Raw genomic sequence first — 23814 nt, 5'->3', positions numbered from 1 at the left:
GGTCTTTGTGACCTAGGTCACCGACTTGGACGGCATCGTCGGCATATCATTTCTGTCCGTCATCCATAAGCCGGGATCCGGTTCGACGACGAAAGTCATCACGGCATCCCGGCAACGTCGGGAGTCACGCCATGCGCACGCGTACCCTCTTCGTGCTAACCGCAATGCTGGGGCTACCGTCGATCCGGCCTTAGCAGCTGAGGACATGTTGCTCGGCGCAGACTTGCGCCAACCTGAGCGGCGCGACCCTCACGGATCTCAATGGCAACGCCGACCTGAAGAACCAGTCCAGGGACCTGATGGGCACGGTGTTCACAAACGTGAACCTTGAAGGATCCGGACTGAAGCGTGCCGGCCTCAGCCACGCCAAGCTCGACGACGCAAACCTAAAGAGCGCCGACCTGACCGACGCCGTGCTCACCGCCGCGAATGCCTCGGGAGCCGATCTCATGTGTGCCACGATTGCTGGGGCGAACCTCAAAGGCTTCGACGTCACCGGCGCGGAGCTCCAGCGAATCAAGGGCCGAGACAGTACCAAGGACTGGTCGGGCCTCGTCGACGTCGACCGGGCCATTACCGACGGAGGAAGCTAAATCTCTTCCCGATTTCCCGAAATCGAGTGCGTCGCTGGGCTTTGGTGACTCAGGTCACAGACTCACGGCCCGACGCAATCTATGCCTAGGCTCAAGGAGGCCTGCACACGACGGGCCCGTCAAACAAATTTGGGAGAGAACGCCATGAGAGTAGCGCGCCCGACATCCGTCCTTCTTTCGGGACTTGCCCTCACCAGTGTCATCTCCATCGGATATGCCCACGCTGCGGCCGGTGACAGCGAGGCTCAACGCGCCGAGCGTTGGAGCGAGATCAAGCAGCAGATCTTCCCAGGCAAGACGATCCAGCCGGGCGGCGCGGCCGTGAAGATCGAGGCGCCGAAGCGTGCGGAGGATGCCTCCCTGGTGCCGATCACCCTGACCGCGGCGGATAAGGACAAGATCGCGGAGCTGTCACTCATCATCGACGACAATCCGACGCCCTACGCCGCCCATTTCGTCTTCGGCCCTGCCGCCGACCCGGGCGAACTCAAGCTGCGGGTACGTGTCAACAACTACACCGACGTACATGCGGTCGCGCAGATGAAGGACGGCTCGTTCGTCGAATCGACCGAGTACGTGAAGGCGTCCGGCGGCTGCTCGGCCCCGATGGGCATGAGCGACGAGGAGGCCATGCAAGGCATGGGCGACATGCGCATGAAGTTCGGCGAGACCCATTCCGGTAAGCCCGTCCAGGCGACCCTGATGATCCGCCACCCGAACTTCTCAGGCATGCAGATGAACCAGGTCTCCCGTGACTATACGCCGGCCCGCTACATCCAGAAGATCACGGTAAGTTACGGCGACAAGAGCGTCTTCACGATGGACGGGGACATCTCGATCTCCTCGAACCCGGTCATCAACTTCGCATACCTGCCCGAGGGCAGCGGCCCGATGAAGGTCACCGCCTCCGATAACCAGGGCGGTCACTGGGAGCAGAGCTTCCCGGTGCGTGCGGCGAGCAACTGAGGCGGGCATGTATCGCCTTACCCTCGCCGCTGCGGCCGCCGTCTTCCTGATCGCGGCGGCACCCGCCGATTCCCCCGTCGGGGTGCAGGAGCCGGAGGGCTACTGGCAGGGTGCCCTGCACGGCTACACCCCGCCGACCCTGAAGAGCGCGACGGTGGTCGACGCCGCTGCGCTGGCCAAGCTGGTCGCGGAGCGCAAGCCTGTGCTCCTCGACGTGTCCGACCTCGACCGCAAGCCGGCGGGCCTGCCGCCGGGCGGCCTCTGGTTTCCGATCCACCGCAACATCCCCGGCAGCACCTGGCTGCCGGGATCCGGTGACGGCAACCTCGACATGGCCGCTCAGGAGGCTGTGAAGGCGCGGGTCGCCGACTTGACCGGTGGTGACCTCGATCGCCCCGTGGTGACCTACTGCCATCCGGATTGCTGGGGTAGCTGGAACCTGGGCAAGCGCCTCGTCGAGTTGGGCTACCGGCAGGTCCACTGGTTTCCGGAGGGCATCGACGGCTGGCAGGACGGCCACGACACCGCGGTGTCGCGACCGGACAAGCAATGGACCGCACGACAGCCGGCCACCGCCGGCCAGTGACGACCACCGCCCATCCATCCGAAAGGCTGAACCTGATGATCCGTCGCTCCCTCCTCGCTCTTGGCGCCATGGCGACGCTCGGGATTCCTGTCGCCCAGGCGGCGGACTTCGTGCCGTACACACCAGAGGCCCTCGCGGCCGCGCAGAAGGCCGGCAAGCCGATCCTCGTGGAGATTAGTGCGCCCTGGTGCCCGATCTGCAAGACGCAGAAGCCGATCCTCTCGAAGCTTGGCATGGACCCAAGATTCAAAGACCTTCAGGTCTTCGACGTCGACTTCGACAGCCAGAAACCCGCCCTGAAGACCCTGAACGCTCGCATGCAGAGCACGCTGATCGCATTCAAGGGCGAGAAGGAGGTCGGCCGATCCATCGGCGAGACGCAGCCGGAATGGATTGAGGGGCTGGTGGAAAAGGCACTCTGAGACCCGACCATGCTCACCACCCTCAGCCTGGCCTTCCTCGCCGGCGTCCTTTCCGTGCTTTCGCCCTGCGTGCTGCCGCTCTTGCCGTTGGTGCTCGGTGCGGCGGCATCGGAACACCGCCTTGGGCCGGCGGCACTGGCGGCCGGGCTGGCGCTGTCTTTCGTGGCAATCGGTCTGTTCGTCGCCACGGTAGGCTTCGCCATAGGCCTCGACACCGATATTTTTCGGACCGTTGCCGCGATCCTGCTGGTGCTGATCGGCCTCGTCCTGATGGTGCCGGCGGCGCAGACGCGGCTGGCCGTGGCGGCTGGTCCGATGAGCAATTGGACCGAAAACCACTTCGGCGGGTTCTCGACGGCGGGTCTGCTCGGCCAGTTCGGCGTAGGCCTTCTGCTTGGGGCGGTCTGGAGCCCCTGCGTCGGCCCGACGCTCGGTGCTGCGTCGCTCATGGCGTCCCAGGGCAAGAACCTCGGCGCCGTGGCTCTGACCATGTTCCTCTTCGGCTTAGGGGCGGCGCTGCCGCTGCTCCTGCTCGGCACCCTGTCGCGCGAGGTTCTGATGCGTTGGCGCGACCGGATGATGAGCGCCGGCAAAGGCCTGAAGGCGGCACTCGGCCTGATCCTGGTCGTGAGCGGGGGCGCGATTCTCTCCGGCTACGACAAGGCCCTGGAGACATTGCTAGTGAATGCCTCGCCTGAATGGATCACCAATCTGACGACCCGGTTCTGAGGCCTCGCACCACAATGCCGAAATCTACCTTCGCTCGCCTAGGCGGCCCTTTGCTCGCGGCGCTGGCCGCCCTGGCACCAGCCGGGGCCTCGGCTTGGAAAATGCAGGGCAAGAAGCAAGTCGAGCTTCGCACGCGCGACGGCGGCACCATCCCCATCGGTACCGTGACCTTCAAACCCGACAGCGAGAAGATGACGTTCGCGCTTGCTCTCGACCTAAAGGAATTCCGGGACCACTTCCTGTCGATGCGGGAGTTCAAATGCCTGGAGGGACCGGAGCTGCAGTGCCATGTGCCCTACCCGTACGGGAACCCAAGAACCGTGAGCGCGTCCGATCTCTCCTGGCTCGAACACGGCTTGATCTTTTTCTTCAAGGTGCCGGCCGACTACGGAGCCAAGCTCTCGAACGGCCTATACTACGCAATGAAGCTCACCGACGCGGGCATCATCGGCACGCCGAAGTCGGTCGACCTTAACGATATCGCCGCTCCGCCGAATGAGCCCAACACGCCCCCCTTCGGACCCGACGCGCGCACGGACATCGAGCCTCGGACTCGGTGGATAGAGACTCTGATCATCCATTGATTGGAGGCGAGCTTTCTTCGTTTCCAACGCGATCACGTCTGCTTTCGAGCCCGCGCTCCTTAGCCCTGGACGACTGGAATGGGCGCGAAGCTGCAGGCTCAATCTGGCCGAAAGCAGAATGGCCGCTTTATGGTTCCCACCTTCGATAGCGGATCTAGCCGCCACGGCCGCACCGCATTGCGGGCATCGCTCGAAACTCAAGAGATGTAATCGGCCGACAGGCCACTTTGCGATCAATGAGTTGTCGTCTGTAGCGCTCAGCCACGAAGCGTATGAGCGTCTTATGAGGGACGGGCCGAGGCCGTGAGCGCGAGACAATACCCGCTGAAGAAGTCCGAATGGCCCATTGAGCTATAGCCTTTTTTTTGTATTAAAACGCCAAGCCAGACCTCTTTCGTCAGGAGGCAATGATGCCGGATGATGCATGCCGAGCGGCAAGAGAAGCGTTAGGACACCAGCTCAGACGGCTCGATGTCCTATTGAAGCATTTGAACGAAGGTCCAAGCTGGCCCGACGATCCCATCGCCTTGTCAGATGCCGCCTTTATCTCCCAACACGCAAAGTCGATTGAGGCGAGCCTTGACGAAATCACACGCGTGGTTGCCTTGATGGAAGGGCCGCCTACGCAGTAGCACTGTCAGAATTGGTAATCCATCAGTCGTGATTTCGAAGCTTAATTTCTGCGGCTCAAGACTAACCGCGACTGCTCCCATACTGAATTGGCCCTGCGTGAAAATTCCGAATCTGTGGTACAATCCAGCGTAGAACGGGGGCACGAACAACTTAAGATGCTGACGACGTGGCGTGGTTTGGAGTATGTGCCACAGGCACACACCGGCAAAACGATGCCTAGCACGCCTATTCCATCTGCCGTGACCGACAAAGCCAGGCTTAAAGCACTGGCGAACTACGGCATTCTGGATACGCCGGCCGAGCCTGGTTTCGATGGCATCGTGCAGCTGGCCTGCCAGCTCTGCGATGTACCGGTGGCATTGGTCAGCCTGGTGGCTGAGGACCGGCAGTGGTTCAAGGCGCGGATCGGCTTTCCACCCTGCGAAACCAACCTCAACAGCTCCGTCTGCGCCCATGCATTGGCCCAGCCTGACGAGCTGCTCGTTATCCCAGACCTGACGACCGATCCGCGTACGGCGCAAAACCCGCTGGTGACCGGCGAGCCGCACATCCGCTTTTATGCGGGCGCCCCCTTGCGCACTCCAAGCGGGATGGTGCTCGGCACCCTGTGCGTGATCGATAAGGTTTCCCGGCCTGCAGGGCTGACCGAGACTCAGCACCAGTGCCTCAAGCTGTTGGCCGAACAGGTGCTGAATCAGTTGGAGCTGCGCCGTGCCGTGAGGGCCCGTGATGTTCTGCGGGAAACGGAGGCGCAGGCCTTTCGTGCCCGCGAGGCGCTGCGCGATATGCAGGCGGTGGTCGCGACCGCCGAGAGTGATTTGGAGACGATCCTGCACGCCGTCGTCGCTGGAGCGATGCAGGCGGTACCGTCTGCCGAAGGGGGCGCGATCGAGCTGCTGGACGGCAAGGAACTGGAGTACCGTGTCGTGCAAGGCACGCTGGGAGAGCACAAGGGCTTGCGATTGCCGCTTGATGGCAGCGCGGCGGGGTACTGTGCGACCAGTCGGCGCTCATACTTGATGCTGGATGCAACCAGTGACCCCTACGTCCAGCGTGGGTTAATCGGCACAATCCAGCTCGGCTCGGCAGTGTTCGCGCCAATCCTCCGCGGCGAAACCGTGCTCGGGGTTCTCAAGCTGCAATCGGTCAAGCCGTTCTGCTTCGATGAGCGCGACCTGGACCAGATTGTCCTGTTTGCCGGCGCAGCAACTGCCGGCATCACCGAGGCGGCAGCGCGCTCCGAGGCCAGGGCCAAAGACGTCTACTGGCGTCGCCTCTTTGACCGGCTGAACGAAGGTTTCATCGTCGGGGAGGTGGTTCGCAATGCAGACGGCCGGATCACCGACTGGCGCAATATCGAGGTCAATCCAGCTTGCGGGGAACTGCTTGGCATCGATCCGACAACGGCGATCGGCCGAACGATCCGCGAGGTTCTTCCCGGCATCGAGGATGCATGGGTCAACGAGTTTGCCGACGTTGTCGAAACCGGCCAGCCAAAGACCTTCACGCGTGAAGTGGCGACAGTCAGCCGCTGGTATGAAGGGCACGCCTTCAAACTGGAGGGTGATCGCTTCGGGGTGATTTTCCTGGAGGTCACATCGCGCGTTGCAGCTGAAAACCGGCGGACCGGGATGCTGGCGATCGGCGACAAGCTCAGCAATCTGACCACAATCCCCGAGATGACGGCTGCCGTCGCCGAGGTCGTCGGCCTTACCCTCGGCACAAGCCGCGCCGGTTTTGGCCGGATCGAGGGTGAGGTGGAGTTCGTCAACATCGAAGCGGATTGGGCTGCGCCCGGCCAGAGCAGCGTTGCCGGTCGCCACCGCTACGATGATTTTGGCAATTTACGTGCACCCCTGCGACGTGGTGAGCCGCTGGTCGTCAACGACGTGGCCAGAGACGCACGAACGAGGAAGAACGCCTCTACGTGGCAGGGATTTGGTATCAATTCTTTCCTCCATATGCCGGTGCGCGAACGTGGGCGCACTGTTGCGGTGTTCATCGTTCACGACGTCAAGCCACGGGTGTGGACGCCCGAGGAGTTGGGGTTCCTGCGCAGCGTCGCCGACCGGCTAGAGGCCGGTGTTGCACGTGTGCGATCCGAAGAATTGCAAACCATCCTCAACGCCGAGTTGGCGCACCGGCTCAAGAACACTCTCGCCATTGTGCAGTCGATTGCCACGCAGACGCTGCGCGGCGTGACCGAAAGGGACTTGGTGCAGGTGTTCGATCAGCGCGTGCTGGCGCTATCGCGTGCCCACGATGTGCTGCTGCAGAAGAGCTGGTCCGCTGCTCAAATGCGAGCCGTGATGGAAAGCGTGCTTGCCGTGCAGGCCGACCTGGACCGCTTCGCCCTTGATGGGCCGGACATGAACATTTCGCCGCAAGCTGCGCTTTCACTGACGATGCTGCTGCATGAGCTGGCCACCAACGCACTTAAGTACGGCGCGCTCTCGACGCGTGCCGGTAAGGTGGAGATCAGTTGGAGGACCGTCGAGACCGGGGCTCCGGCATTTGTGCTTGGCTGGGCCGAGCATGGTGGTCCGAGCGTGACGGAGCCCAACGGTCGCGGCGGTTTTGGCTCCCGGCTGATCCGCATGGGGCTCCTTGGAACACGCAACGCCATCCTTCGTTACGATCCGAAGGGGTTGCTGGCCGAGTTCCGTGCCCCTCTCTCCGACATCCTCGTACAATCGCACTAAAACTTTCATGACCCCGTCTCAGCGACCCAATCCCTCGCTAGTGCTCATCGTTGAGGATGATCCGATCTTGATGATGAACCTCGTCGGGTACGTCGAGGAGGCCGGCTGCGAGGCCGTCGAGGCGACCAGCGTTTCCGAGGCAATCTGCATTTTGGAAGAGCGCACCGATATCCGGACAGTGTTCACTGATCTCGACATGCGCGGCTCGACCGCCGGCATGAAGTTCGCTCTGGCGATCCGGGACCGCTGGCCGCCGATCGAGCTGTTAATGATCTCCTCGCAGCCATGGGACAAGGCGCAGATACCAGCGCGTGGCATCATGCTCGGTAAGCCGTTCGATCGGCGTATGATTATCGCGGCAATCCAGACCTTGGCGGCTTAGGCACTCTGGTAAATCTTCATCAACACCCACTCGGTGTCCAACGGATACGAACGTCATCACCTTCCCGTCCGTAGGCCATCAGAACGATCCCGTTTCCTACCTGGTGTACGAACACCGTTGTCAGGAGTTTTGCCGAGCCACGCGCAAGCTGCCGAGCTTGGGTTTCTTGGATCAGTTCGCGGGCGCGACGCTCTATCTCTTGAGGATCGGCCCCTTCTAGAGTCTCCTCGCCCCAATTGGCCGGCCCATCATCATGCACGTCAAAAATGTAGCGTGTCACAATACCTCCAATGGGAAGGCTATACCTTTCTGCGCAGTGCCTTGCGCTTGGACGAATACCTTCACGGAGACGGATGGTTCCTCTCAGGCCGACGAACATCCCCAGCACGGAGGATTGCGCGCAATTGGATAATACTAGGCTGAGTGCATCAAACGTGGGCTTCGCCGCGCTGCGCTTGATGAGCACTAAGGCCCTTTCAATGCCTAAATACTTTTTTTACGTCCACGACGGAATAGACGTCACGCACGATGTGCGCCTGGACTTCGCCGATCACGAGACGGCCCGGGACCACGCGCGCAGTCTCATCGCGACACATGCTGGCGACACCGCCAACCTCAGCGCAAGCGGGCATATCACTGATCGTATGCGCGCTGGCCTCGTTTGCTGGAGCGGCCTGGCGCGAGCGGGCCATTCGCACGCGCCTCGCCCAGGCTGGAATCCCGATGATGCCGCGTGTTATGACCGTCGACATCCCCATCCTACTTATCGCGATCTTATGCTTCGCCGCGGTTGCTCTGCTCTGGACCTAAGTACTGAGCCTGCATCTCATGCGACGGTGACTCGCACCCGGTGCCAGGCTGCACTGAGATAGCCCTTGTAGTTCCAGGTGTCGTCGGGAGCTGCGGGCTGGGTCTGGCCCGCGGAGTCCCAGGCGCGCACCGCGAGTTCGTGCTCGCCCACGCCGAGATCGAGGTCGATCTCCCAGAAGGTCCAGGCGAAGGGGGCGTGTTTGTCGTGCTCTATCCGGGCTTGGGTCCAGCTGCGCCCGCCATCGGGCGAGACGTCGACCCGGGCGACGGTACGGTCGCTGGCAACGGCGTAGCCGCGGACCTGGTTGCTTCCGATCTTGAGCGCGGCGCCCCGTGCGGGTACGCAAATCGCGCTGTTAAGCGGCATTGCCTCGATGGTGTGGCCGGTGGCCGGGTCGGCGGTCTCGGCCGTCACGTCGGGCGGAAACAACTTGTAGTCGTCAGCTTGCATCGGATTGTCGGAGGGCTGGTCCTGCACCGTGATGCGGGCAAGCCACTTCGGACTGCGGATGCCGGCAAATCCCGGCACCACGACACGCATGGGGAAACCGTGCTCGGGGGCAAGCACCTCGCCGTTCATCACGAAGGCGAGCAACGTCTCGGGGGCGAGCGCCTTGGCCAGTGGAATCGAAATGCCGAAGCGCGTGTCGGACTCCGCGATTCGGTCGTGGCTCTCGAAAGCGACATGACGCTCTTCGCCAGCCCCAATTCCAGCGGCCTGCAACACGTCGGCGAGCCGCACCCCGGTCCATTCTGCGTTTCCGATGGCGCCGGGCGCCCAGGGGTCGCCGGAGACCGGTCCCACCGCGAACATGTCGGCCCGGCGGTTGCCGGCGCATTGCATCACTGCGGTGACGGTGACGTGCGGGAAACGCGCCTTTAGATCGGCCAGCGACAGTTCGAGCGGCGTGGCGACAATCCCGCCGACGGTCAGCCGGTAGTCGTCGGCGTCGATGTCCGGGATGTCGCCGTGGCTGCGGACGTAGAAATCGGCCTGATCCGTTAGGAAGGCCGCCCGCAGGCGATCGAGCGGCGGCTCGGCGTTGTAGGGCGCCTCGCCGTGGACGATGAGGCGTTCCTTGCGCTGGAACAGGCCGAGCATGGGGTCTTTGTCCTACGTTCGTGACGTGTCGACATCGAGAACGCGCCAGGAGCCGAGAAGTCACCCGGCGCGCGACGACTCAGGGCTTCATCGTCAAGACCAATGCCTTCATCGCGCGATCCGTCACGGCGACGCTGAGGTCGCGGTTGAGGCCGTACGCGCGGGCGTTGTCGATCGAGAACGCGGTCGCGAAGCGCGGTTCGTTCATGCCTGTCACCGTGGCGACGACCTTTACCGAAGCCACAGGGTAACCGTGATGTCCGCTTCGGAGGACAAAGATTGCAGCTCCAAATGACCAGGATGGGCGCACTGCTACCGGGGTTACTGCAGAACCTCCGTCCGCTTTCAGGACTCGCGCGGCCAAGTGTGGACGACCGGGTTGGGTCGACACCCGCTGGAACGCCGACGTCTGCTTCAGATCCTCGGGCAGCCCGAAGCCGTCAGTCCGTTATCGGCCAAATCATGCCGGCCGCTTTGCGCCCAATCCAGTCGTTCTCAGTAGGCGACCATTTGCTCGAAAGCGGACATGAACACCGACCGGTCGATGACCGAGATGGGTGTATTCCCGCCTGTCCGCTTTCAGTCACGAACATCAAAAAAGCGGACATTCGACCTTCGGCAAGCACTGGCCGATAGCTGACTGGCCGCTTTGGACCGCCCGAGGCGAGGAAGCAGACGTCGCCGCTCCGGCAACTTTCGACCCAACGCAGTCGCATACGCGGCCCCGCGGCTCCCGAGAGCGGACGTAGGTTAGGCCCCTAACTCGGCAACATCGCGCCCAACCCGGTCGTTCCGGCATGTCGATTACCTGCTCTGAAACGGACATAGGCTCTGGCAAGCCAATGATGGAATGGCGGGGCTCGGCGGCCTCGCCGGGCGCTCTCAATGCTATGGCTCGATTTAAAGCGGCGCATTCCTCTTCGCCCTGGCGCTTGTAGAAGTGGATCTGGACGCCAAGGTCGCACGGTGGGTCGCGTCCCAGTTCGTTATGTTGTTCAAGCGGAGCGGCGGCAGATGTAGTTCAGCCGCTAAAGGGGCAGTCCTGAACGGCCGACCTGCCCTGCAGGAGGTGCGGCGTTGGGTAACCGCCCGCCCGGCCGAGGACCATTTTACAGTCCGGGCGGGGATGACTCCGCGCCACTTCGCGCGCGTTTTCCGGGCCAAGACCGGCCTAACTCGGAAAGCCTATTTCAAGAACGTTTGGATCGAGGCCGTCCACCGCCTACCTGATATCGCCGTCACCGATCTTGCGGTCTGCCGCTCACGACGGTGCGGCTCGTCTGGTCCTTCGACTGACGGGCTTCGCTGTCGTCGCCCGCTAAACCCCCAGGATGCGCTTGCGGCGCTTCCAGTTCTCGACCTTGCGCAGAAGGCGCGAGAGCTGTTCGATCGAGTACGGCTTATGCAGCAGCTCAAACCCATGGCTGCCGTTCTCGGCCAGTACGTGGCTGTAGCCGGAGGCCAGCAGCACGGGAAGGTCTTGGTGCTCCTCGCGGATCCGGTGGGCTAGCTCGACGCCGTTCATGCCCGGCATCACTACGTCCGAGAACACCACGTCGAACCGGTCAGCGTCTCTCGCCAGCTCGTCCAGCGCTTCCTTCGGGCTGCTCGCGAGAACGGTCACGTAACCGAGGTCGGCCAGCGTCTGTACCGCGAAGGTGCCCACCTCGGCGTTGTCCTCGACCACGAGCACGCAAGTGCCATGGCCGTCCATCAGTGCATCCGGCTGGCTCTCGACGGCGCGTTCCTCCTCGGCCACGCGCGGCAGGAAGAGCGTGAAGGTGGTGCCCCGTTCGACCTCGCTCTCGACCGTGACCTCGCCGCCTGATTGCTTGGCGAAGCCGAACACTTGACTCAGCCCCAGGCCGGTGCCGTGGCCGACGCCCTTGGTGGTGAAGAACGGTTCGAAGATGTGCTGCACCTGCTCCGGCGGGATGCCGGCGCCCGTGTCGCTGATCGACACCGCGACGAAGGGCCCCTCGACGGCATCGTCCGAAGCGGCCTTGGGCATGCGTTCGGCGGGACGCACGCGGATCGTAAGAAGCCCCTCGCCATCCATCGCGTCGCGCGCGTTGATGGCCATGTTGACCAGCGCCGTATCGAACTGGTTCTGGTCGGCATGGACATAGCAGGTCTTCTTGGGCAGATCCGTCTCGATCCGGATGCGGGCCCCTGTGAGAGTCCCCATCATGTCGGTAAGCGCGCGAACACTGTCGCAGACCGCGAAAACTTCGGGCTTGAGCGCCTGGCGCCGGGCGAAGGCGAGGAGCTGCCCGGTCAGTTTGGCAGCCCTGTCCACGGTATCGGAGATGGCTTTGACATAGCGCGTGTGTCGCTCCGGTTCGAGGTCCGGCCGCTTGAGTAGATCGGTCGAGGACTTGATGACGGTCAGCAGGTTGTTGAAGTCGTGCGCGACGCCGCCGGTCAGCTGCCCGATTGCTTCGAGCTTCTGCGCCTGCCGCAGGTCCCGCTCCATGCGTTCACGCTCGGCCGCCTCCGCGAGGAGTCGAGCATTGGCTTCGGCGAGCTCGGCGGTTCGTGCGGCGACCTGGGTTTCCAGCAGGGCTCCTGCATCCTTCAGCAGCGCGGCCTGGGCCTCCAGCTCAGCGTGAAGCGCGACCACCCCCCGGTTCGTTTCGGCAAGCTCCTGGTTGAGGCGCTGCGCCTCCTCCTGGCGTTCGGCGAGCGCGGCGAGGCTCTGCATCAGCTCGCGGTTCTGGTCGCGCAGTGCGACGAGCGGCTCTTCGGTGCGGGCGCGGGCGACATCCTCCGCGAGGCCTGCAAGCCTCTTGGCGCTGAAGATTTCGCTTCCCGACGGGAGCTTTTTGCCGAAGGTCACGACGGTACCGTTGCCTCCCGCGGCCTCGATCTCGAAGCGGTCCATGAGGCGGCGCGAGCCGGTGATGCCGATGCCGAGGCCGGTCGATGAGCGATAGCGACCCTCCAGGATGTCTTCGAGATGGGGGATGCCGGGACCCCTGTCGCTGACCCGGATCACCAGAGACTGGCCGGCGTGGGCCTCGTCGAGGCCGTACTCTATGCGGCCGCCGCCGGCATACGCGTAGGCATTCCGCGCAATCTCGGAGACCGCCGTGGCGATGCGCGTCTGGTCCTGGAGTGCGAAGCCGAGGCGCTCGGCCAGACGTCGCACGCGCTGACGGACCGTGACGATGTCGTCCTCGTGCTCGATGGGGCTGGTTAGCAGCGTCCATTTCATGGCGCGTCCCCCCGAACCACGAGCACGGTGGCGTCGTCGCGGGCGCGGGCGAAGTCGCGGAAGATCACCCCGGCGACGAGCGCCGGGTGGGCGGCGGCCAAGCCAGGATAGCCGTCGAGGTGCCATCCGGTCGCGATGCCGTCCGAGCAGAGCACGAACAGGTCGTGGGACTGCATCGGATACTCGAATTCCTGGATGCGGCGGGCCGCGTGACCGGCCGTACCGGCGAGGCTGACCGTGCGCTTGATCACCGGTCCGGAGACCACGGCGCCCGCGACGTTTCCGATCCCGGCGAACGTGAGGGTTCCGGTGTCCCTGGCGTGGCGTGCGACGGACACGGCGCCGCCGCGCGTGTGCGACAGCCCCGCATGCACGGCGACGAGGATCTCGGTGGGGCTCTTGTCGTGATGGCGGCGGAACAGCCGCATGGCCTCTTCCGACGCCTTCGCGGCGTCGGGCCCGTGGCCGAGCCCGTCCGCCACGATGGCCGTCCAGCCATCGACCCGTTCATGGACGGCGTAGGCGTCTCCGTTGGCGGTCTCGCCCTTCAACGGCACCGTGACCGCGCTGAAGGCCGGCAAGGCGTCCGACGGATCCGATCGGGCACCTCGGGCACCGGAGAGCCGCACCAGCACGGCCGTCCCCGATCCAGGTCGCGAGACAATGTCGAACGCGTTCGAGAGCCGTTTCACCGCGCCGAGACCCTCGCCGGCGCTCCCGCCCGTGGAATGGCCGTCCCGCAAAGCCGCGCCAAGATCCGGGAAGCCCGCGCCCTTGTCGAGCGCGAGGATCTCCAGACCCGTTCCGGTGCCGTCTTCGTAGATGCCGACAAGGATCTCGCCGGGCACGCCGTACTTGACGACATTGGTAGCGAGTTCGGTCACGACGATGGCCGCGCGGCCGCACGCCGTCTCGTCGAAGCCGATGGACAGCGCCGCGGCGACGGCGCGTCGACGGGCCTCCGCTACCTGGCTCGCCTCTGTGACGGTGACCCGGTCCATGGTTACTTCCAGCGCGCGATGGTCACGCGCGTGCCTGTCCCGGGCGTCGACTCGATGTGGAATTCGTTGGAGAGCCGCTTTGCTCCGCCCAGGCCGAGACCCATCCCGCGTCCCGTGGTGAAGCGGTCGGTCAGTGCTTGCTCGATGTCGGCGATCCCCGGCCCCCGGTCCTCGAAAGTCAGGCGCAGGCCCTTTCGGATGCCGGCCTGGACGATCTCCGCGCGGACGTCCCCGCCCCCGCCGTAGTCGAGGGTGTTGCGCGCAAGTTCGCTCGCCGCGGTCACGATCTTGGTTTGGTCGACGAGCCCGAGGCCGATCTCGACGGCGAGCGTCCTCACCCGCTGCCTGACGCGGACGACGTCGTCGCCGGAGCGTACGGGCAAGGTCTCAGTCTTCGAGACCTTCAAGGTCGCTCCCTCGGTCGTGATCCTCGGACAGCCGGGCCTGGACCAGGGCCATCCCACGCTCGACGTTGAGGGCCGTCTTGATACCGGTGAGCTCCAGGCCGAGCTCGACCAGCGTGATGGCGACCGCCGGCCGCATTCCGGCAACGACCGTCTCGGCGTCCAGCATGCGGGAGACGGCGGCGATGCTGACCAGCATGCGGCCGATGAACGAATCGACGATTTCCAATGCGGAGATCTCGATGAGGACGCCTCGCGCGCCGGTGCGCGCGATCATCGCCGTGAGGTCTTCCTCCAGCGCGAGCGCGAGACGGTCGTGCATGTCGACCTGGATGGTGACGATCAGCGCGCCACCGAGCTTGAGGATTGGGATGCGGTCCATCGGCTTAGCGCCGCTCGACGGTCGGTGCCGCTTGCTGGCGGACAACCCTGCGGCCGGTCTGCTTGAGGGCGACGGCGAAGGCGTCGGCCAGCGTCGCCTTCGAGACGACGTTTAGCTCGACCCCGAGATGAACCATGGTCTGGGCGATCTGAGGCCGGATGCCGGAGACGATGCAATCGGCTCCCATCAGCCGCGCGGCGGCGACGGTTTTTAGAAGATGCTGAGCCACCAGGGTGTCGACCGTCGGCACGCCGGTGATGTCGATGATGGCGATCTCGGCCTCCTCGTCGACGATGGCCTGGAGCAGGTTCTCCATCACGACGCCGGTTCGGGCGCTGTCGAGGGTGCCGATCAGCGGCAAAGCGAGGATGCCGTCCCAGAGCCGGACGACCGGCGTCGACAGCTCGGCGATCTCCTGCCCCTGGCGCCCGATGACCTCCTCGCGGCTCGCCAGGAACACCTCCGTGGTGTGCAGTCCGAGCTGGTCCAGCACCTTACCCGCGGCCACGATCCCCGCCGCCAGGGCCGGTGTGTCCGACCCGATCGCACGCCGGAGCGCTTCGATGATCGGCTCTTTAAGCGCGAAGACGAAGTTAGCGGTATCGGTAGGGGTGAAGCCCTGGATCGCACGCGAGCGCGAGATCTCTGCAAGGGTCTCGCGCAGCGAGGCGTAGGCCTCGCCGTCCGCGTCGGGGCCGCCCTCGGCGAGCGCGTCCTTGAACTGGGCGAGCACGCTCTTCGCCTGCGTCTGGAGCTCGGCCTCGCGGATGCGTCCGCTCTGGAGCGAGGCACCGGCGCGCAGGCCCGCGAGCCAAGCGTCCAGAATCGCGGTCTCGTCCCGGGTGACTGCCCCGGCCAGGACCTCGGCGCCGTCCATCGTCATCAGCTTATCCTTGTACTCGTTCGAAGCCTTTAGACTGCCCGGGGCGCCTTCGATAGGCGGCATCGCCGCGCCCCGGGTCAGCGCGAGGCAGTTGTCCATGGCCTGTTCGATCCAGCGGAACGGATCGCCCGTGCGGGGATGTAACCCGCCGCGCAACGCCGCTAGAGGCCGGCTCCTGATCCCTCCAAGGCGCTATCGCATCATCGCGCCGCGCGAGCAGACGATGCCACGTTGGCCTCCTGGCGCAGATCCCATTCTGAAGCTTTTTGCTATCCGCGCCGCAAGATCTAGGAATCGGCATGAATGATGACGCGGCCAGAGCCGGATCGCGCGTTTAGCCCATCTCAATGGAAATCGCGTTGGGCATTTGGTGTGCTAAGCCGAGCCGCGGCACAATGCCCGAATAGTTCAGGGATATTTGGCGGCTGCCGATGGTTCTACCTGCTCATTATCTGTCAGGATTTACATGACCAAGTTCAGCCTTGCTCTAGCGGGCGTCGTTGCGTTCGCATCGCCCGTTATGGCACAATCCACGCTTCCCCTAGGACACCCGCCGATCGGATCGAATTCTCCTTCGAACACTGGTGCGAACATCGGTGGACAAAATAATACAGGGGGCGAGGTCGATGTGACTGTGCCGCGCGGTTCAACGGGAGCAGATACTTTCCAATCGGACTCAGCGGCGGCTGGTAACGCAAACCAGCCCGAACGGGCGGTGCCTCAGGGTAGTGGAGGTGGTGGCGGCAACTCGAACTAACAGTTTGTCCATGAACGGCTTCAACCCGCCCGGCTCGCCGCGGCGGGCTTTTTCGTGCGCTTCTCGACCCCCACCGTGCGGAGCGCTGCTGATGTTCGTCGGCAGCGTCGGACGCTATGTCCAAATGATGCGCACTGTGAGCACCGGCGGCAACGAGTGAATTCTTTGTCAATCGGTATTCTGTTGGCCGCCGCAGCTGGTGTGACTGTCGTTTGGGCTGCGGCCATCGCTTGGAGCGCTGTCTACATGCTGCAGGGATTTTTCTAGCGCAACGGACGCGAGGGGAGCCCCGAGACATGTTCGCGCTATGCAACGACGATACCCAGGAACCTCAGAGCTTTTCCCCCATTGAAAGCCATCGCTGGCCGGCAAGTTCGGGCGTCGGCGACGGAGGGCATTCTTCGCCGTCGCCTTATGAACGACGAACGATGCGCGCCCCGGTTTCATTTCCACATCTATGATGGGCTCACCGCGCGTGATCCGAACGGCACCGAGTTGCCCGACTACGCTGCCGCTCGCAGAATGGCGCTTCGCGTGGGGGGTGAGTTGATTAGCGGGGATGGCCGGGAAGTGAAGCTTGAGGGGGGAATGGCGTCCCGAAGTCACTGATGATGCCGGCCTCGTGTTGTTCCGGATCGATTTCAACATCACAGAGTCTCCGGCGGTGCCGAAACCCGCGCCGCTGCTGTCGCGGCAAGCTGAGCGAGAGCCCGCGATTTCAGTCCCCTAACTCCCGTTCCCACTTCGCTGCCGGCGGTTGTCCGTTGACGATGAATTCGCGAGCATACGAGGACAGGCCCGGATAGGCCGGATGATTTTGCGCCTCCCGCCGAAAAGCTTCCTCCCGGCGCCAGGCGACAATCAGAGCATCTCGCGCGCCGCGCTGCGTCACCAAGGATCCTGACATCTCAAAAACCGGCTTCTCGATCCCGACCGCTCCGGCCCGAGAGGTCAAAGTCCACATCCAATAGTCGACGTTTGCATCGACCGGTCGGTGAAGCATGACCCGGCCGATGGTCTCCGGTTCTCCGGAGCGTTCTCGCTGCAGGACGAAATCCGGACCTTCCTCGGGCCAGGTATGCTGCCAGTAGAGACGACCTTGCGTCACTCACACTCGCCCTTTGCTTCGATCTCGGGCGGGCAATCGACGAACGACAGCGCGCCTTGTTGCGACAGCCAGTCGCCGAGTGCCGCGTTCACCGCTTCGTCTCGGCTCGGTTTCGGCTCCTGCCCGGCGATGAAGCGGTCGATCGCCTCGCTGATTTCCGGGGTCAGGGTGATCGTGATTGCGGACATGGGCTCTCCTCAGGCCATCCAACCGTGGACGGCTGGCCGATGATCCATGGCCATGACGAACCCGCAGGCGAAGACTGGCCCAATGTGCGGACGCTTTACCTAATATCCCACTTGGGCACAGGTCCATGAGGCGATGAGCATCATCGGCCCGCGCCGAAACCTTCGCGCGCGCTACAACATCGCGCCGACGACGACGGTGGAGGCAGTCCGCAAGGGCGAGGAAGGACGCGAGATCGTTCCGATGCGCTGGGGGCTCGTCCCAGTTTGGTTGAAGAAGAAGCCGCTCAAGAGCGTGCCGGCGACGTTCAACGCCCGCGCCGAGACGCCCATGTTCCGCGACGCCTTCAAGAAGCGGCGCTGCATCATTCCCGCGAGCGGCTTCTACGAATGGACCGGCGAGAAGGGTGACAAGCAGCCCCATCTTTTCACCGCCGCCGACGATGCGCCCGTATTGGCGATCGCGGGCCTATGGGACCGTTGGCGCGATCCCGAAGGCGAGGAAATGCTGTCCTGCACGATGGTCGTCACAGAGCCATCGGATTGGATGGGGCCGTATCACGACCGCATGCCGGTGATCCTCGACGGCAAGCAGATCGACGCTTGGCTCGACGGCTCGGCCGGTACCGAGATCCTAAAGCCGGCCGAGAGCAGCCATGTGACGGCATAGCAGCTTGCGGAGATCGCAGCCGCCGCAGGAAGCGTGACCACCCAGGCGATGACGATGTTGCGCGCGCCAGCGGACGCCGAGGTCCGGTATTGTCGATGAAGCGCGAGAACCCGCCGATCGCGCCCTGGACGAAGCTGACGAAAAGGCGCGAACCGCCGCCAATCGCGCAACAAGCCAGGCGAGCTATCCGAGCTGATCCCGTCAATGCAGAGTCACGCGCCTGGTCACACGAGTTTTCCAGACCAGGATCTGAGTGCCGATGCGGAGCGCCGCTTCGCGCGACGAGAACATCGCTCTGGACCCATCCCACCATTCACCGTCGTGGTGATAGGCGACCCAGGCCCAAGGACGCAGACCTGACCCGATGCGCTCCGCCGTGATTTTCGGATTGATAACCGTCCTGCTCTCCAGTGAGGGTCGCACGGCATGAGCAGAGTGGCTGGCCGCCACTCTGCTCGCTGTCTCACTCAGCTGCGCCGGATCGCGCCGGGCGTGGACGTGAGGGTGGGGTTTACTGCCCCAGCGCGACCGCTGAAGAACGCGGCGGCTGCACCAATTAGCAAGGCCAGTGCGGCATAGAGGGCACCCTGCGCTGCAGCCTTGCGCGTGGCTTCAGCTGCCTGCTTGCCCTTCTCCTTCGCGTCGGCCACGGCCTTGGTATACTGATCCTGGTACTGCTGGACCTGCTGCTTGGCCTGGTCCGGCGAGATCCCCTGCGCCTTGGCGATCGCGTCGGCAGCTTTTTCCTTGGCCGCCTGCTGTTGGGTGGGATCACCCGTCAGCACGTCCTTGATGGCCGACACCGCCTGATCCTTGAGCGCGGCCGGGTCCTGACCACCCGAGGCGCTGCGCACCTTGCCCTCGATGTCGGAGAACGGATTGGGCAGGCTTGGGAGGGACGGGCCAGCTGCCTGAGCCGCCGTCTGTGTCGCGCCGCCGACCAGATTGGCCGCGCCGCCGAGTGTCGACGACACCGTGTTGAAGGCACCACCGACCAAGCCGCCCAGTGCCGAGGTCAGCAGGTAGATCACCACAAAGGTCGTGACGGCCCAGGAGATCAAACCATGATAGCCGGCCGTGGACTCGACTGGCTTACCGGACAGGCGACCGGCGGTGTAGCCGCCGGCCGCTGCGGCGATGATCCCGGAGATCACCCACCACAGGCCTGCACCGATGCCGACCGTGCTGGCGGACGGGTTGGTGCCTTCCGTAGCGCTGATGCTGGTGAGACCAAGGCCCAGGCCCAGCAAGTTGAGGATCAATTGCAGGATCAGTGCGATAAAGACGCCGGCAAAAATTGCTCCCCAAGAGATGTGATGCAGGGCAATTGTTCTCAAATCTTCCGCAGGTGTTACCGGACTCCGGTGGGTATCGGATAGATCGGCCATAGTGGTCCCCTCACAAACGTGTGAGCGGCTAACGCCTCCCTGAGCGGATGTTTCCAGGGCAAGTGCAATCGTTCTTTCAAAGAAAACTTGTGATCGTTTTATTGCGTTTGAGGCGCCTTGCCGTGAGCCTCAATCAGTTCGAACGATTTCAGGACTGCCGTGCCGATCATGGTGCCATCGACTTCGCCGGCCGCCGTTGACGGGAGCGTTGCAACCGCCTGCGCGTCGGTGCCATCGACCAGTCCCACGACGACCTGCAGCACCGCGTTGCCACGCTCGTCCACATCGCGAACCAGCGCGATTGCATAGCCGGCCGCCTGTCCGAAGAACGACAGCGCCTCGTGTTTTGCCGCCGTTTCTGTGTCTTGCCCCTGGCCGAAGTCCGGTCGGATCAGCTCGCCCATATCCGCCCAACAACCCGTTCGTTTCTTTGGCGTCGACCGCGTGTGGCAGCGAATGCCACCGGCAACCGGTTGGTTCCCGCGATCGGTTTTAAGACTCCTCCACGTCCATCCGTGCGGCCGGCACAGGGTTGTTGGCCGTCACTGGCGTCCCCGCAGATAACGCCCGGTCCCACGCAATGAACCGTTCCGATGCCGCGGTACTTGCCCCATCGAGGGTGTGGCGTGGGCCACATTCGAGCACGACCGTGTACCAATTGAATTGAGGCGGAACCCTATGGCCACAAAAGAAAAAACCCTACCCGACGCTTTTTACGAGACGCTCAAGGATGTCTATTACGCCGAGAAGCAGTCGGTGAAAGCGCTGAAAAAGTCAGCGAAGGCCGCGCAGCACGCGGAGCTGAAGCAGGCGTTCGAGACCCACGCTGACGAGAGCGCCATCCAGGTCGAGAGGCTTCAGCAGGTTTTTGAGATCATCGGCAAGCCGGCGCGCGCCAAGACCTGCGAAGCCATGCAGGGCATCGTTTCCGAGATGGAGGAGGATCTTGAGGACTTCGGCGATACGCCAGCCGCCGACGCGGTCCTTGCCGCATGTGCTCAGGCCGTCGAGCACTACGAAATCGCCCGCTATGGGACGCTCAAGACCTGGGCCAGCCAACTTGGCTACAACGACGCTGCCAAGCTGCTCGATGAGACGCTGCAGGAAGAAAAGAAGACCGACACCTTGCTTTCGAAGATCGCCCAGAAGATCAACGTCGAAGACAGCAAGGGCGCCTGATAGCGGTCATGCAGAAAGGGCGTCGCGCTGCGACGCCCTTTTTTTCCGGTCACGAAAGACGACGCCTTCGTTCTTCTGAACGCTGATCGTTTGACGCGTTGCGAGGATCAGCGCCGCGGCAACTGCTAGGCCCGCAGTCAAAACTCCAGTGGTGGCAAACGGATTGAGGCTGGCGCGCGTGAAAGCGCTGGTCCGCATCACATAGCCGGGCTGGTCGCCACGCTCCTGGCCGACCTTGCGGGGTTGATCGAGAGCCCCTTTCGGATTCTGAGCAGGGCCGCGGGATGCCACTGCTGCGACGGATGCCATAATTCACGAGGCAGCGCTCAAGATGGTGACCATGTAGGGAGGCGTGTGTAACACCGTTGCGAGTCCTGCCGACATCGTTGCTGTATTAGAAGTGCAGGGCTGATCTTTCTTTATCGGCTCACGGAGCTGCCGTCTCAAAGATCGCAAGCCAGAGGTCTGCCTTCCTGCATCTAACACTTGAAAGCAGCCAGTCTGCTTCCGGCCAGATTTAGTCGGCCGATCCGCGCCCATCTCGGTCGTTCTGACCAACGATCCCCGGCTTTAGAGCAGACATTCGGTTGATTTCTACTCTCAGATGGTCACTGCTGATCGAGCCGCTGGCCGATCATTTCCGCGATCATGATTGTGGTTATATTGGTCGCTACCGAGGGAATATCGGGCATGATCGAAGCATCGACGACGTTGACGCCGTCGATACCGCGGACCGCGCCGTTCGTGTCGACCACGGCGGTGGCATCGTCGGGGGCGCCCATCGGCACCGTCGAGGTGGGGTGCGCGTAGCCGTCGACCGACGCGATCACGGCCCTCTCCAGCGCCGCATCGTCCTCGACCTCGCGGCCGGGCGTCATCTCGAAGGCGACCGCGTCGCGGAAGGGTGCAGTCTGGCCGATCCGGCGGGAGAGCCGGACGGCCTCCAGCATCCGGCGCAGGTCGCTGCGATCCTGGAAGAAGTTGTAGCGGATCAGCGGCATCGCACGGGGATCGCGGCTTGCCAGCCGGAAGGTGCCGACCGAGTTGGGCAGCGTCACCGCGCTCGCCAGCACGATCGCGCCGCTGGTCGGGCTCTGAGCCGGATCGAAGATGTGCGTGCCGGAGATGTGCAGATCGAGCTCGTCCGCCGCGGCCTCGCTCGAGCGCGTCCAGATGATGGCCCCGGCGACAGGGTTCATCGCCTTCGCCTCGGGCATCAGCGCATAGACGTTGTAGTAGAACGGATGCTCCTTGAGCCGGTCGCCGATCGGGGCATCCTGCAGGACGGGAATGTCCAGCTCCCGCAGGTGTGCGGCCGGCCCGATCCCTGAGCGCATCAGGATGGCCGGGCTGCCGAAGGTTCCGGCCGAGAGGATCACCCGCCCGGCCGAGATCGTCTCGCCCGAGACCAGCCGCACGCCACAGGCACGCCTTCCATCGAAGACGAGGCTGTCGATCTCGGCATGGCCCCGGATCGTGAGGTTCGGCCGGCGACGGACCTCATCGGTCAGATAGGCGATCCCCGTATTGATGCGGCGGCCGTCGACGACGTTGAGCGGGTAGGGCGAGACACCGTTCTGCTCCGCGCCGTTGAAGTCGCTCACCCGGGCGAGGCCTACGGCTTCGGAAGCGATCACAAAGGCCCGCATCGAGGGCGTGATCTCCTCGATGGAGCGCTGCCGGATCGGAAACGGCCCGTGGCGGCCATGCCAGGCATCCTCGCCCGTCGGCGTGTTCTCCAGCGCCTTGAAGACCGGCAGCACGTCCGCGAAGGACCAGCCCTCGATCCCACGTGCCGTCCAGCGTGCGAAATCCGAGGGTCGGGCCCGCATGGCGACGGCCGCGTTCACGCCTGAGCTGCCGCCGAGCACCTTGCCGCGGATCGCCGGAACGTCGTGGCCGAGGCTGCGATAGTCCCGGCTGTGGTAGCCCCAGTCATGCGCAGCATCGCCGCCGACGCGGTTCGCATCGGCGATGACGTCGGGGTAGTCGGCCGGCGCGTAGGCGGCGCCCGCTTCGAGCAGCAGGACCCTGCGCGCCGGGTCCGCGCTCAACCGGTTCGCCAGGACGGCACCGGCAGAGCCGCCGCCGACGATGACGACGTCGTGGATGGGGTGGGGGCTGGCTGGGTTCGCCATGGCGCGTCTCCTTTCGCGGGTCGGGGCTGGATCAGGCGTTGAAGGCGGCGCGCAGGAAGCGGGCGGCCCGGTCGAGGGCCGTGCGGCTGCTCTCGAGATGCGCGACGTCGAGCTGGAAGACGTGATGCATCCCCTTCCAGAGCTCGAGCTGGACGGGCACGCCCTCTGCGGCGGCACGCTCGGCGTAGCGGCGAGAATCGTCGAGTAGACGCTCGTCGGTGCCGACCTGGACGAGGAGCGGTGGCAGGCCATGCAGGTCGCCGAAGAGCGGCGAGGCCTGCGGGTCGTCCGCGGCGAGCGTACCGCGATACTTGCCGGCGCAGTCGAACAGATAGTCGCGGCCGATCAGTGGATCGTGGACGGTGGGATCGGTCATCGACGCCCCGGACAGGGTCAGGTCGGTCCAGGGCGAGAAGACCGCGCCGGCGACGGGCGACGGCCCGATGGGGCGACGGGCCAGCTCGGAGAGCGTGACCAGCGTCAGTCCACCGCCGGCCGAATCCCCGACGACGGCGATCCGCCCGAAGCCCTGTTCGACGAGCCAGCGCCAGGCCGCCAGGGCCGCCTGCGGCGCGGACGGCAAGCTCGCTTCCGGCGCCAGCGGATAGTCGATGACCAGGGCCGGGACCTGAAGACGGCCGACGATCTGGCTCGCGAAGCCGCGATAGGCTTTCGCCGAGCCCTGCACGTAGCCGCCGCCATGCAGGAACAGGATCGCCTGTCCCTGCTCGCTCCGGCGCGGCTGGACCCACCAGCCACGCACGTCCGCCGTCTCCAACGGAGTGAGCGTGATACCGTCCTGGACCGGGCAAGCGCCGATGAAGCGATCGTAGATCGCCCGCGGCTCGCCTGTCGCCGATCCCCAGAAAGCTGCGAATTGCTCGCGCAGCGCCGCCTCGCGGGAGCGCTCCTCCTCCGACAGGCCGAAGACGGCACGACCGGTCGATCCGGTGATCTGCAGGGTGTTGGCGGTCATGATGGCCTCGCTTCTGG

26 protein-coding genes are annotated in these 23814 nt (G+C 64.2%); 12 read left to right on the top strand and 14 right to left on the bottom strand.

Features of this window, described 5'->3' with window-relative positions; translation table 11 throughout:
• Positions 1-299: 299 nt before the first annotated feature.
• The 9 genes from GGR33_RS11135 (at position 300) to GGR33_RS26535 (ending at position 8469) form a co-directional block, all read left to right on the top strand.
• Positions 300-593, top strand: a complete 294-nt coding sequence (locus tag GGR33_RS11135) for a pentapeptide repeat-containing protein (protein ID WP_183504932.1) — start codon at positions 300-302, stop codon at positions 591-593.
• Between the two features lie 144 nt (positions 594-737).
• Positions 738-1559 (top strand): quinoprotein dehydrogenase-associated SoxYZ-like carrier, encoded by an 822-nt coding sequence (locus tag GGR33_RS11130; protein ID WP_183504930.1) that lies wholly within the window; start codon positions 738-740, stop codon positions 1557-1559.
• Positions 1560-1566: 7 nt separating this feature from the next.
• Positions 1567-2145, top strand: a complete 579-nt coding sequence (locus tag GGR33_RS11125) for a rhodanese-like domain-containing protein (RefSeq protein ID WP_183504928.1) — start codon at positions 1567-1569, stop codon at positions 2143-2145.
• A 32-nt stretch (positions 2146-2177) separates the two neighbouring features.
• Entirely contained in the window at positions 2178-2567 is a 390-nt protein-coding gene (locus tag GGR33_RS11120) for a thioredoxin family protein (RefSeq protein WP_246413024.1), read from the top strand.
• Between the two features lie 9 nt (positions 2568-2576).
• Positions 2577-3296, top strand: coding sequence for a cytochrome c biogenesis CcdA family protein (locus GGR33_RS11115; RefSeq protein WP_183504924.1), 720 nt, complete (start codon positions 2577-2579; stop codon positions 3294-3296).
• A 101-nt stretch (positions 3297-3397) separates the two neighbouring features.
• Positions 3398-3880 (top strand): hypothetical protein, encoded by a 483-nt coding sequence (locus tag GGR33_RS11110; protein ID WP_246412955.1) that lies wholly within the window; start codon positions 3398-3400, stop codon positions 3878-3880.
• An 872-nt stretch (positions 3881-4752) separates the two neighbouring features.
• Positions 4753-7215 (top strand): GAF domain-containing protein, encoded by a 2463-nt coding sequence (locus GGR33_RS11105; protein ID WP_343068469.1) that lies wholly within the window; start codon positions 4753-4755, stop codon positions 7213-7215.
• Positions 7216-7222: 7 nt separating this feature from the next.
• Positions 7223-7597 (top strand): response regulator, encoded by a 375-nt coding sequence (locus GGR33_RS11100; RefSeq protein WP_183505124.1) that lies wholly within the window; start codon positions 7223-7225, stop codon positions 7595-7597.
• Between the two features lie 290 nt (positions 7598-7887).
• Positions 7888-8469, top strand: a complete 582-nt coding sequence (locus tag GGR33_RS26535) for a DUF6894 family protein (protein ID WP_425488768.1) — start codon at positions 7888-7890, stop codon at positions 8467-8469.
• Here GGR33_RS26535 and GGR33_RS11095 read toward each other — a convergent pair.
• The 7 genes from GGR33_RS11095 to GGR33_RS11065 all read right to left on the bottom strand — a co-directional run bounded on the left by GGR33_RS11095 (position 8424) and on the right by GGR33_RS11065 (position 15495).
• Entirely contained in the window at positions 8424-9509 is a 1086-nt protein-coding gene (locus tag GGR33_RS11095; RefSeq protein ID WP_183504920.1) for a molybdopterin-dependent oxidoreductase, read from the bottom strand. The genes GGR33_RS26535 and GGR33_RS11095 overlap by 46 nt on opposite strands.
• 79 nt (positions 9510-9588) lie before the next feature.
• Positions 9589-9717 (bottom strand): hypothetical protein, encoded by a 129-nt coding sequence (locus tag GGR33_RS26250; protein WP_281381144.1) that lies wholly within the window; start codon positions 9715-9717, stop codon positions 9589-9591.
• A gap of 1110 nt (positions 9718-10827) precedes the next feature.
• Positions 10828-12726 (bottom strand): ATP-binding protein, encoded by a 1899-nt coding sequence (locus GGR33_RS11085; RefSeq protein WP_183504918.1) that lies wholly within the window; start codon positions 12724-12726, stop codon positions 10828-10830.
• Positions 12723-13727, bottom strand: a complete 1005-nt coding sequence (locus GGR33_RS11080; protein ID WP_183504916.1) for an ATP-binding protein — start codon at positions 13725-13727, stop codon at positions 12723-12725. Before GGR33_RS11080 ends, GGR33_RS11085 begins: the two co-directional genes overlap by 4 nt.
• 2 nt (positions 13728-13729) lie before the next feature.
• On the bottom strand, positions 13730-14134 hold the full coding sequence (locus GGR33_RS11075) for an anti-sigma regulatory factor (RefSeq protein ID WP_183504914.1): 405 nt from the start codon (positions 14132-14134) through the stop codon (positions 13730-13732).
• On the bottom strand, positions 14115-14513 hold the full coding sequence (locus GGR33_RS11070; RefSeq protein WP_183504912.1) for an STAS domain-containing protein: 399 nt from the start codon (positions 14511-14513) through the stop codon (positions 14115-14117). The genes GGR33_RS11075 and GGR33_RS11070 overlap by 20 nt, the downstream gene beginning before the upstream one ends.
• A 4-nt stretch (positions 14514-14517) precedes the next feature.
• A complete protein-coding gene (locus GGR33_RS11065) occupies positions 14518-15495 on the bottom strand; it encodes an STAS domain-containing protein (RefSeq protein ID WP_246412953.1) in 978 nt (325 codons plus the stop codon).
• Positions 15496-16567: 1072 nt separating this feature from the next.
• Here GGR33_RS11065 and GGR33_RS26530 point away from each other — a divergent pair.
• Positions 16568-16762 (top strand): DUF6894 family protein, encoded by a 195-nt coding sequence (locus GGR33_RS26530; protein WP_425488773.1) that lies wholly within the window; start codon positions 16568-16570, stop codon positions 16760-16762.
• Between the two features lie 109 nt (positions 16763-16871).
• Here GGR33_RS26530 and GGR33_RS11060 read toward each other — a convergent pair whose 3' ends face one another.
• Entirely contained in the window at positions 16872-17261 is a 390-nt protein-coding gene (locus GGR33_RS11060) for a hypothetical protein (RefSeq protein WP_183504910.1), read from the bottom strand.
• Positions 17258-17449, bottom strand: coding sequence for a ribbon-helix-helix domain-containing protein (locus GGR33_RS11055; protein WP_183504908.1), 192 nt, complete (start codon positions 17447-17449; stop codon positions 17258-17260). The genes GGR33_RS11060 and GGR33_RS11055 overlap by 4 nt, the downstream gene beginning before the upstream one ends.
• Before the next feature lie 133 nt (positions 17450-17582).
• Between GGR33_RS11055 and GGR33_RS11050 the strand changes: the two genes are divergently transcribed.
• Entirely contained in the window at positions 17583-18116 is a 534-nt protein-coding gene (locus tag GGR33_RS11050; RefSeq protein WP_183504906.1) for an SOS response-associated peptidase, read from the top strand.
• 467 nt (positions 18117-18583) lie between these two features.
• On the opposite strand, the gene GGR33_RS11045 is transcribed toward GGR33_RS11050, so the two are convergent.
• Both GGR33_RS11045 and GGR33_RS11040 read right to left on the bottom strand, forming a co-directional pair.
• Entirely contained in the window at positions 18584-19504 is a 921-nt protein-coding gene (locus tag GGR33_RS11045) for a PhnA-like protein (protein ID WP_183504904.1), read from the bottom strand.
• Positions 19505-19602: 98 nt separating this feature from the next.
• Complete coding sequence (locus tag GGR33_RS11040; protein WP_183504902.1) at positions 19603-19908, bottom strand: hypothetical protein; 306 nt, start codon at positions 19906-19908, stop codon at positions 19603-19605.
• Between the two features lie 274 nt (positions 19909-20182).
• On the opposite strand from GGR33_RS11040, the gene GGR33_RS11035 reads away from it, so the two are divergent.
• Entirely contained in the window at positions 20183-20683 is a 501-nt protein-coding gene (locus GGR33_RS11035; protein WP_183504900.1) for a YciE/YciF ferroxidase family protein, read from the top strand.
• 6 nt (positions 20684-20689) lie between these two features.
• On the opposite strand, the gene GGR33_RS11030 is transcribed toward GGR33_RS11035, so the two are convergent.
• The 3 genes from GGR33_RS11030 to GGR33_RS11020 form a co-directional block, all read right to left on the bottom strand.
• The gene (locus GGR33_RS11030) at positions 20690-20992 is read right to left on the bottom strand and encodes a hypothetical protein (protein ID WP_183504898.1); all 303 of its coding nucleotides are present in this window, start codon (positions 20990-20992) and stop codon (positions 20690-20692) included.
• Between the two features lie 299 nt (positions 20993-21291).
• Entirely contained in the window at positions 21292-22821 is a 1530-nt protein-coding gene (locus GGR33_RS11025) for a GMC family oxidoreductase (RefSeq protein WP_183504896.1), read from the bottom strand.
• A gap of 31 nt (positions 22822-22852) precedes the next feature.
• Positions 22853-23797, bottom strand: coding sequence for an alpha/beta hydrolase (locus GGR33_RS11020; protein WP_183504894.1), 945 nt, complete (start codon positions 23795-23797; stop codon positions 22853-22855).
• Positions 23798-23814 lie beyond the last annotated feature (17 nt).

The organism is Methylobacterium brachythecii (assembly GCF_014196345.1).
GTDB lineage: Bacteria > Pseudomonadota > Alphaproteobacteria > Rhizobiales > Beijerinckiaceae > Methylobacterium > Methylobacterium brachythecii.
This window is presented reverse-complemented; position numbering and strand designations above follow the sequence as displayed.

Bases quoted from the DNA above. Each gene is read 5' to 3' on its own strand.
- GGR33_RS11135 (WP_183504932.1), top strand. From the start codon at position 300: ATGGGCACGGTGTTCACAAACGTGAACCTTGAAGGATCCGGACTGAAG.
- GGR33_RS11130 (WP_183504930.1), top strand. From the start codon at position 738: ATGAGAGTAGCGCGCCCGACATCCGTCCTTCTTTCGGGACTTGCCCTC.
- GGR33_RS11125 (WP_183504928.1), top strand. From the start codon at position 1,567: ATGTATCGCCTTACCCTCGCCGCTGCGGCCGCCGTCTTCCTGATCGCG.
- GGR33_RS11115 (WP_183504924.1), top strand. From the start codon at position 2,577: ATGCTCACCACCCTCAGCCTGGCCTTCCTCGCCGGCGTCCTTTCCGTG.
- GGR33_RS11110 (WP_246412955.1), top strand. From the start codon at position 3,398: ATGCAGGGCAAGAAGCAAGTCGAGCTTCGCACGCGCGACGGCGGCACC.
- GGR33_RS11100 (WP_183505124.1), top strand. From the start codon at position 7,223: ATGACCCCGTCTCAGCGACCCAATCCCTCGCTAGTGCTCATCGTTGAG.
- GGR33_RS26535 (WP_425488768.1), top strand. From the start codon at position 7,888: ATGGGAAGGCTATACCTTTCTGCGCAGTGCCTTGCGCTTGGACGAATA.
- GGR33_RS11095 (WP_183504920.1), bottom strand. From the start codon at position 9,509: ATGCTCGGCCTGTTCCAGCGCAAGGAACGCCTCATCGTCCACGGCGAG.
- GGR33_RS26250 (WP_281381144.1), bottom strand. From the start codon at position 9,717: ATGAACGAACCGCGCTTCGCGACCGCGTTCTCGATCGACAACGCCCGC.
- GGR33_RS11085 (WP_183504918.1), bottom strand. From the start codon at position 12,726: ATGAAATGGACGCTGCTAACCAGCCCCATCGAGCACGAGGACGACATC.
- GGR33_RS11080 (WP_183504916.1), bottom strand. From the start codon at position 13,727: ATGGACCGGGTCACCGTCACAGAGGCGAGCCAGGTAGCGGAGGCCCGT.
- GGR33_RS11070 (WP_183504912.1), bottom strand. From the start codon at position 14,513: ATGGACCGCATCCCAATCCTCAAGCTCGGTGGCGCGCTGATCGTCACC.
- GGR33_RS11065 (WP_246412953.1), bottom strand. From the start codon at position 15,495: ATGGACAACTGCCTCGCGCTGACCCGGGGCGCGGCGATGCCGCCTATC.
- GGR33_RS26530 (WP_425488773.1), top strand. From the start codon at position 16,568: ATGAACGACGAACGATGCGCGCCCCGGTTTCATTTCCACATCTATGAT.
- GGR33_RS11055 (WP_183504908.1), bottom strand. From the start codon at position 17,449: ATGTCCGCAATCACGATCACCCTGACCCCGGAAATCAGCGAGGCGATC.
- GGR33_RS11050 (WP_183504906.1), top strand. From the start codon at position 17,583: ATGAGCATCATCGGCCCGCGCCGAAACCTTCGCGCGCGCTACAACATC.
- GGR33_RS11045 (WP_183504904.1), bottom strand. From the start codon at position 19,504: ATGGCCGATCTATCCGATACCCACCGGAGTCCGGTAACACCTGCGGAA.
- GGR33_RS11040 (WP_183504902.1), bottom strand. From the start codon at position 19,908: ATGGGCGAGCTGATCCGACCGGACTTCGGCCAGGGGCAAGACACAGAA.
- GGR33_RS11035 (WP_183504900.1), top strand. From the start codon at position 20,183: ATGGCCACAAAAGAAAAAACCCTACCCGACGCTTTTTACGAGACGCTC.
- GGR33_RS11030 (WP_183504898.1), bottom strand. From the start codon at position 20,992: ATGGCATCCGTCGCAGCAGTGGCATCCCGCGGCCCTGCTCAGAATCCG.
- GGR33_RS11025 (WP_183504896.1), bottom strand. From the start codon at position 22,821: ATGGCGAACCCAGCCAGCCCCCACCCCATCCACGACGTCGTCATCGTC.
- GGR33_RS11020 (WP_183504894.1), bottom strand. From the start codon at position 23,797: ATGACCGCCAACACCCTGCAGATCACCGGATCGACCGGTCGTGCCGTC.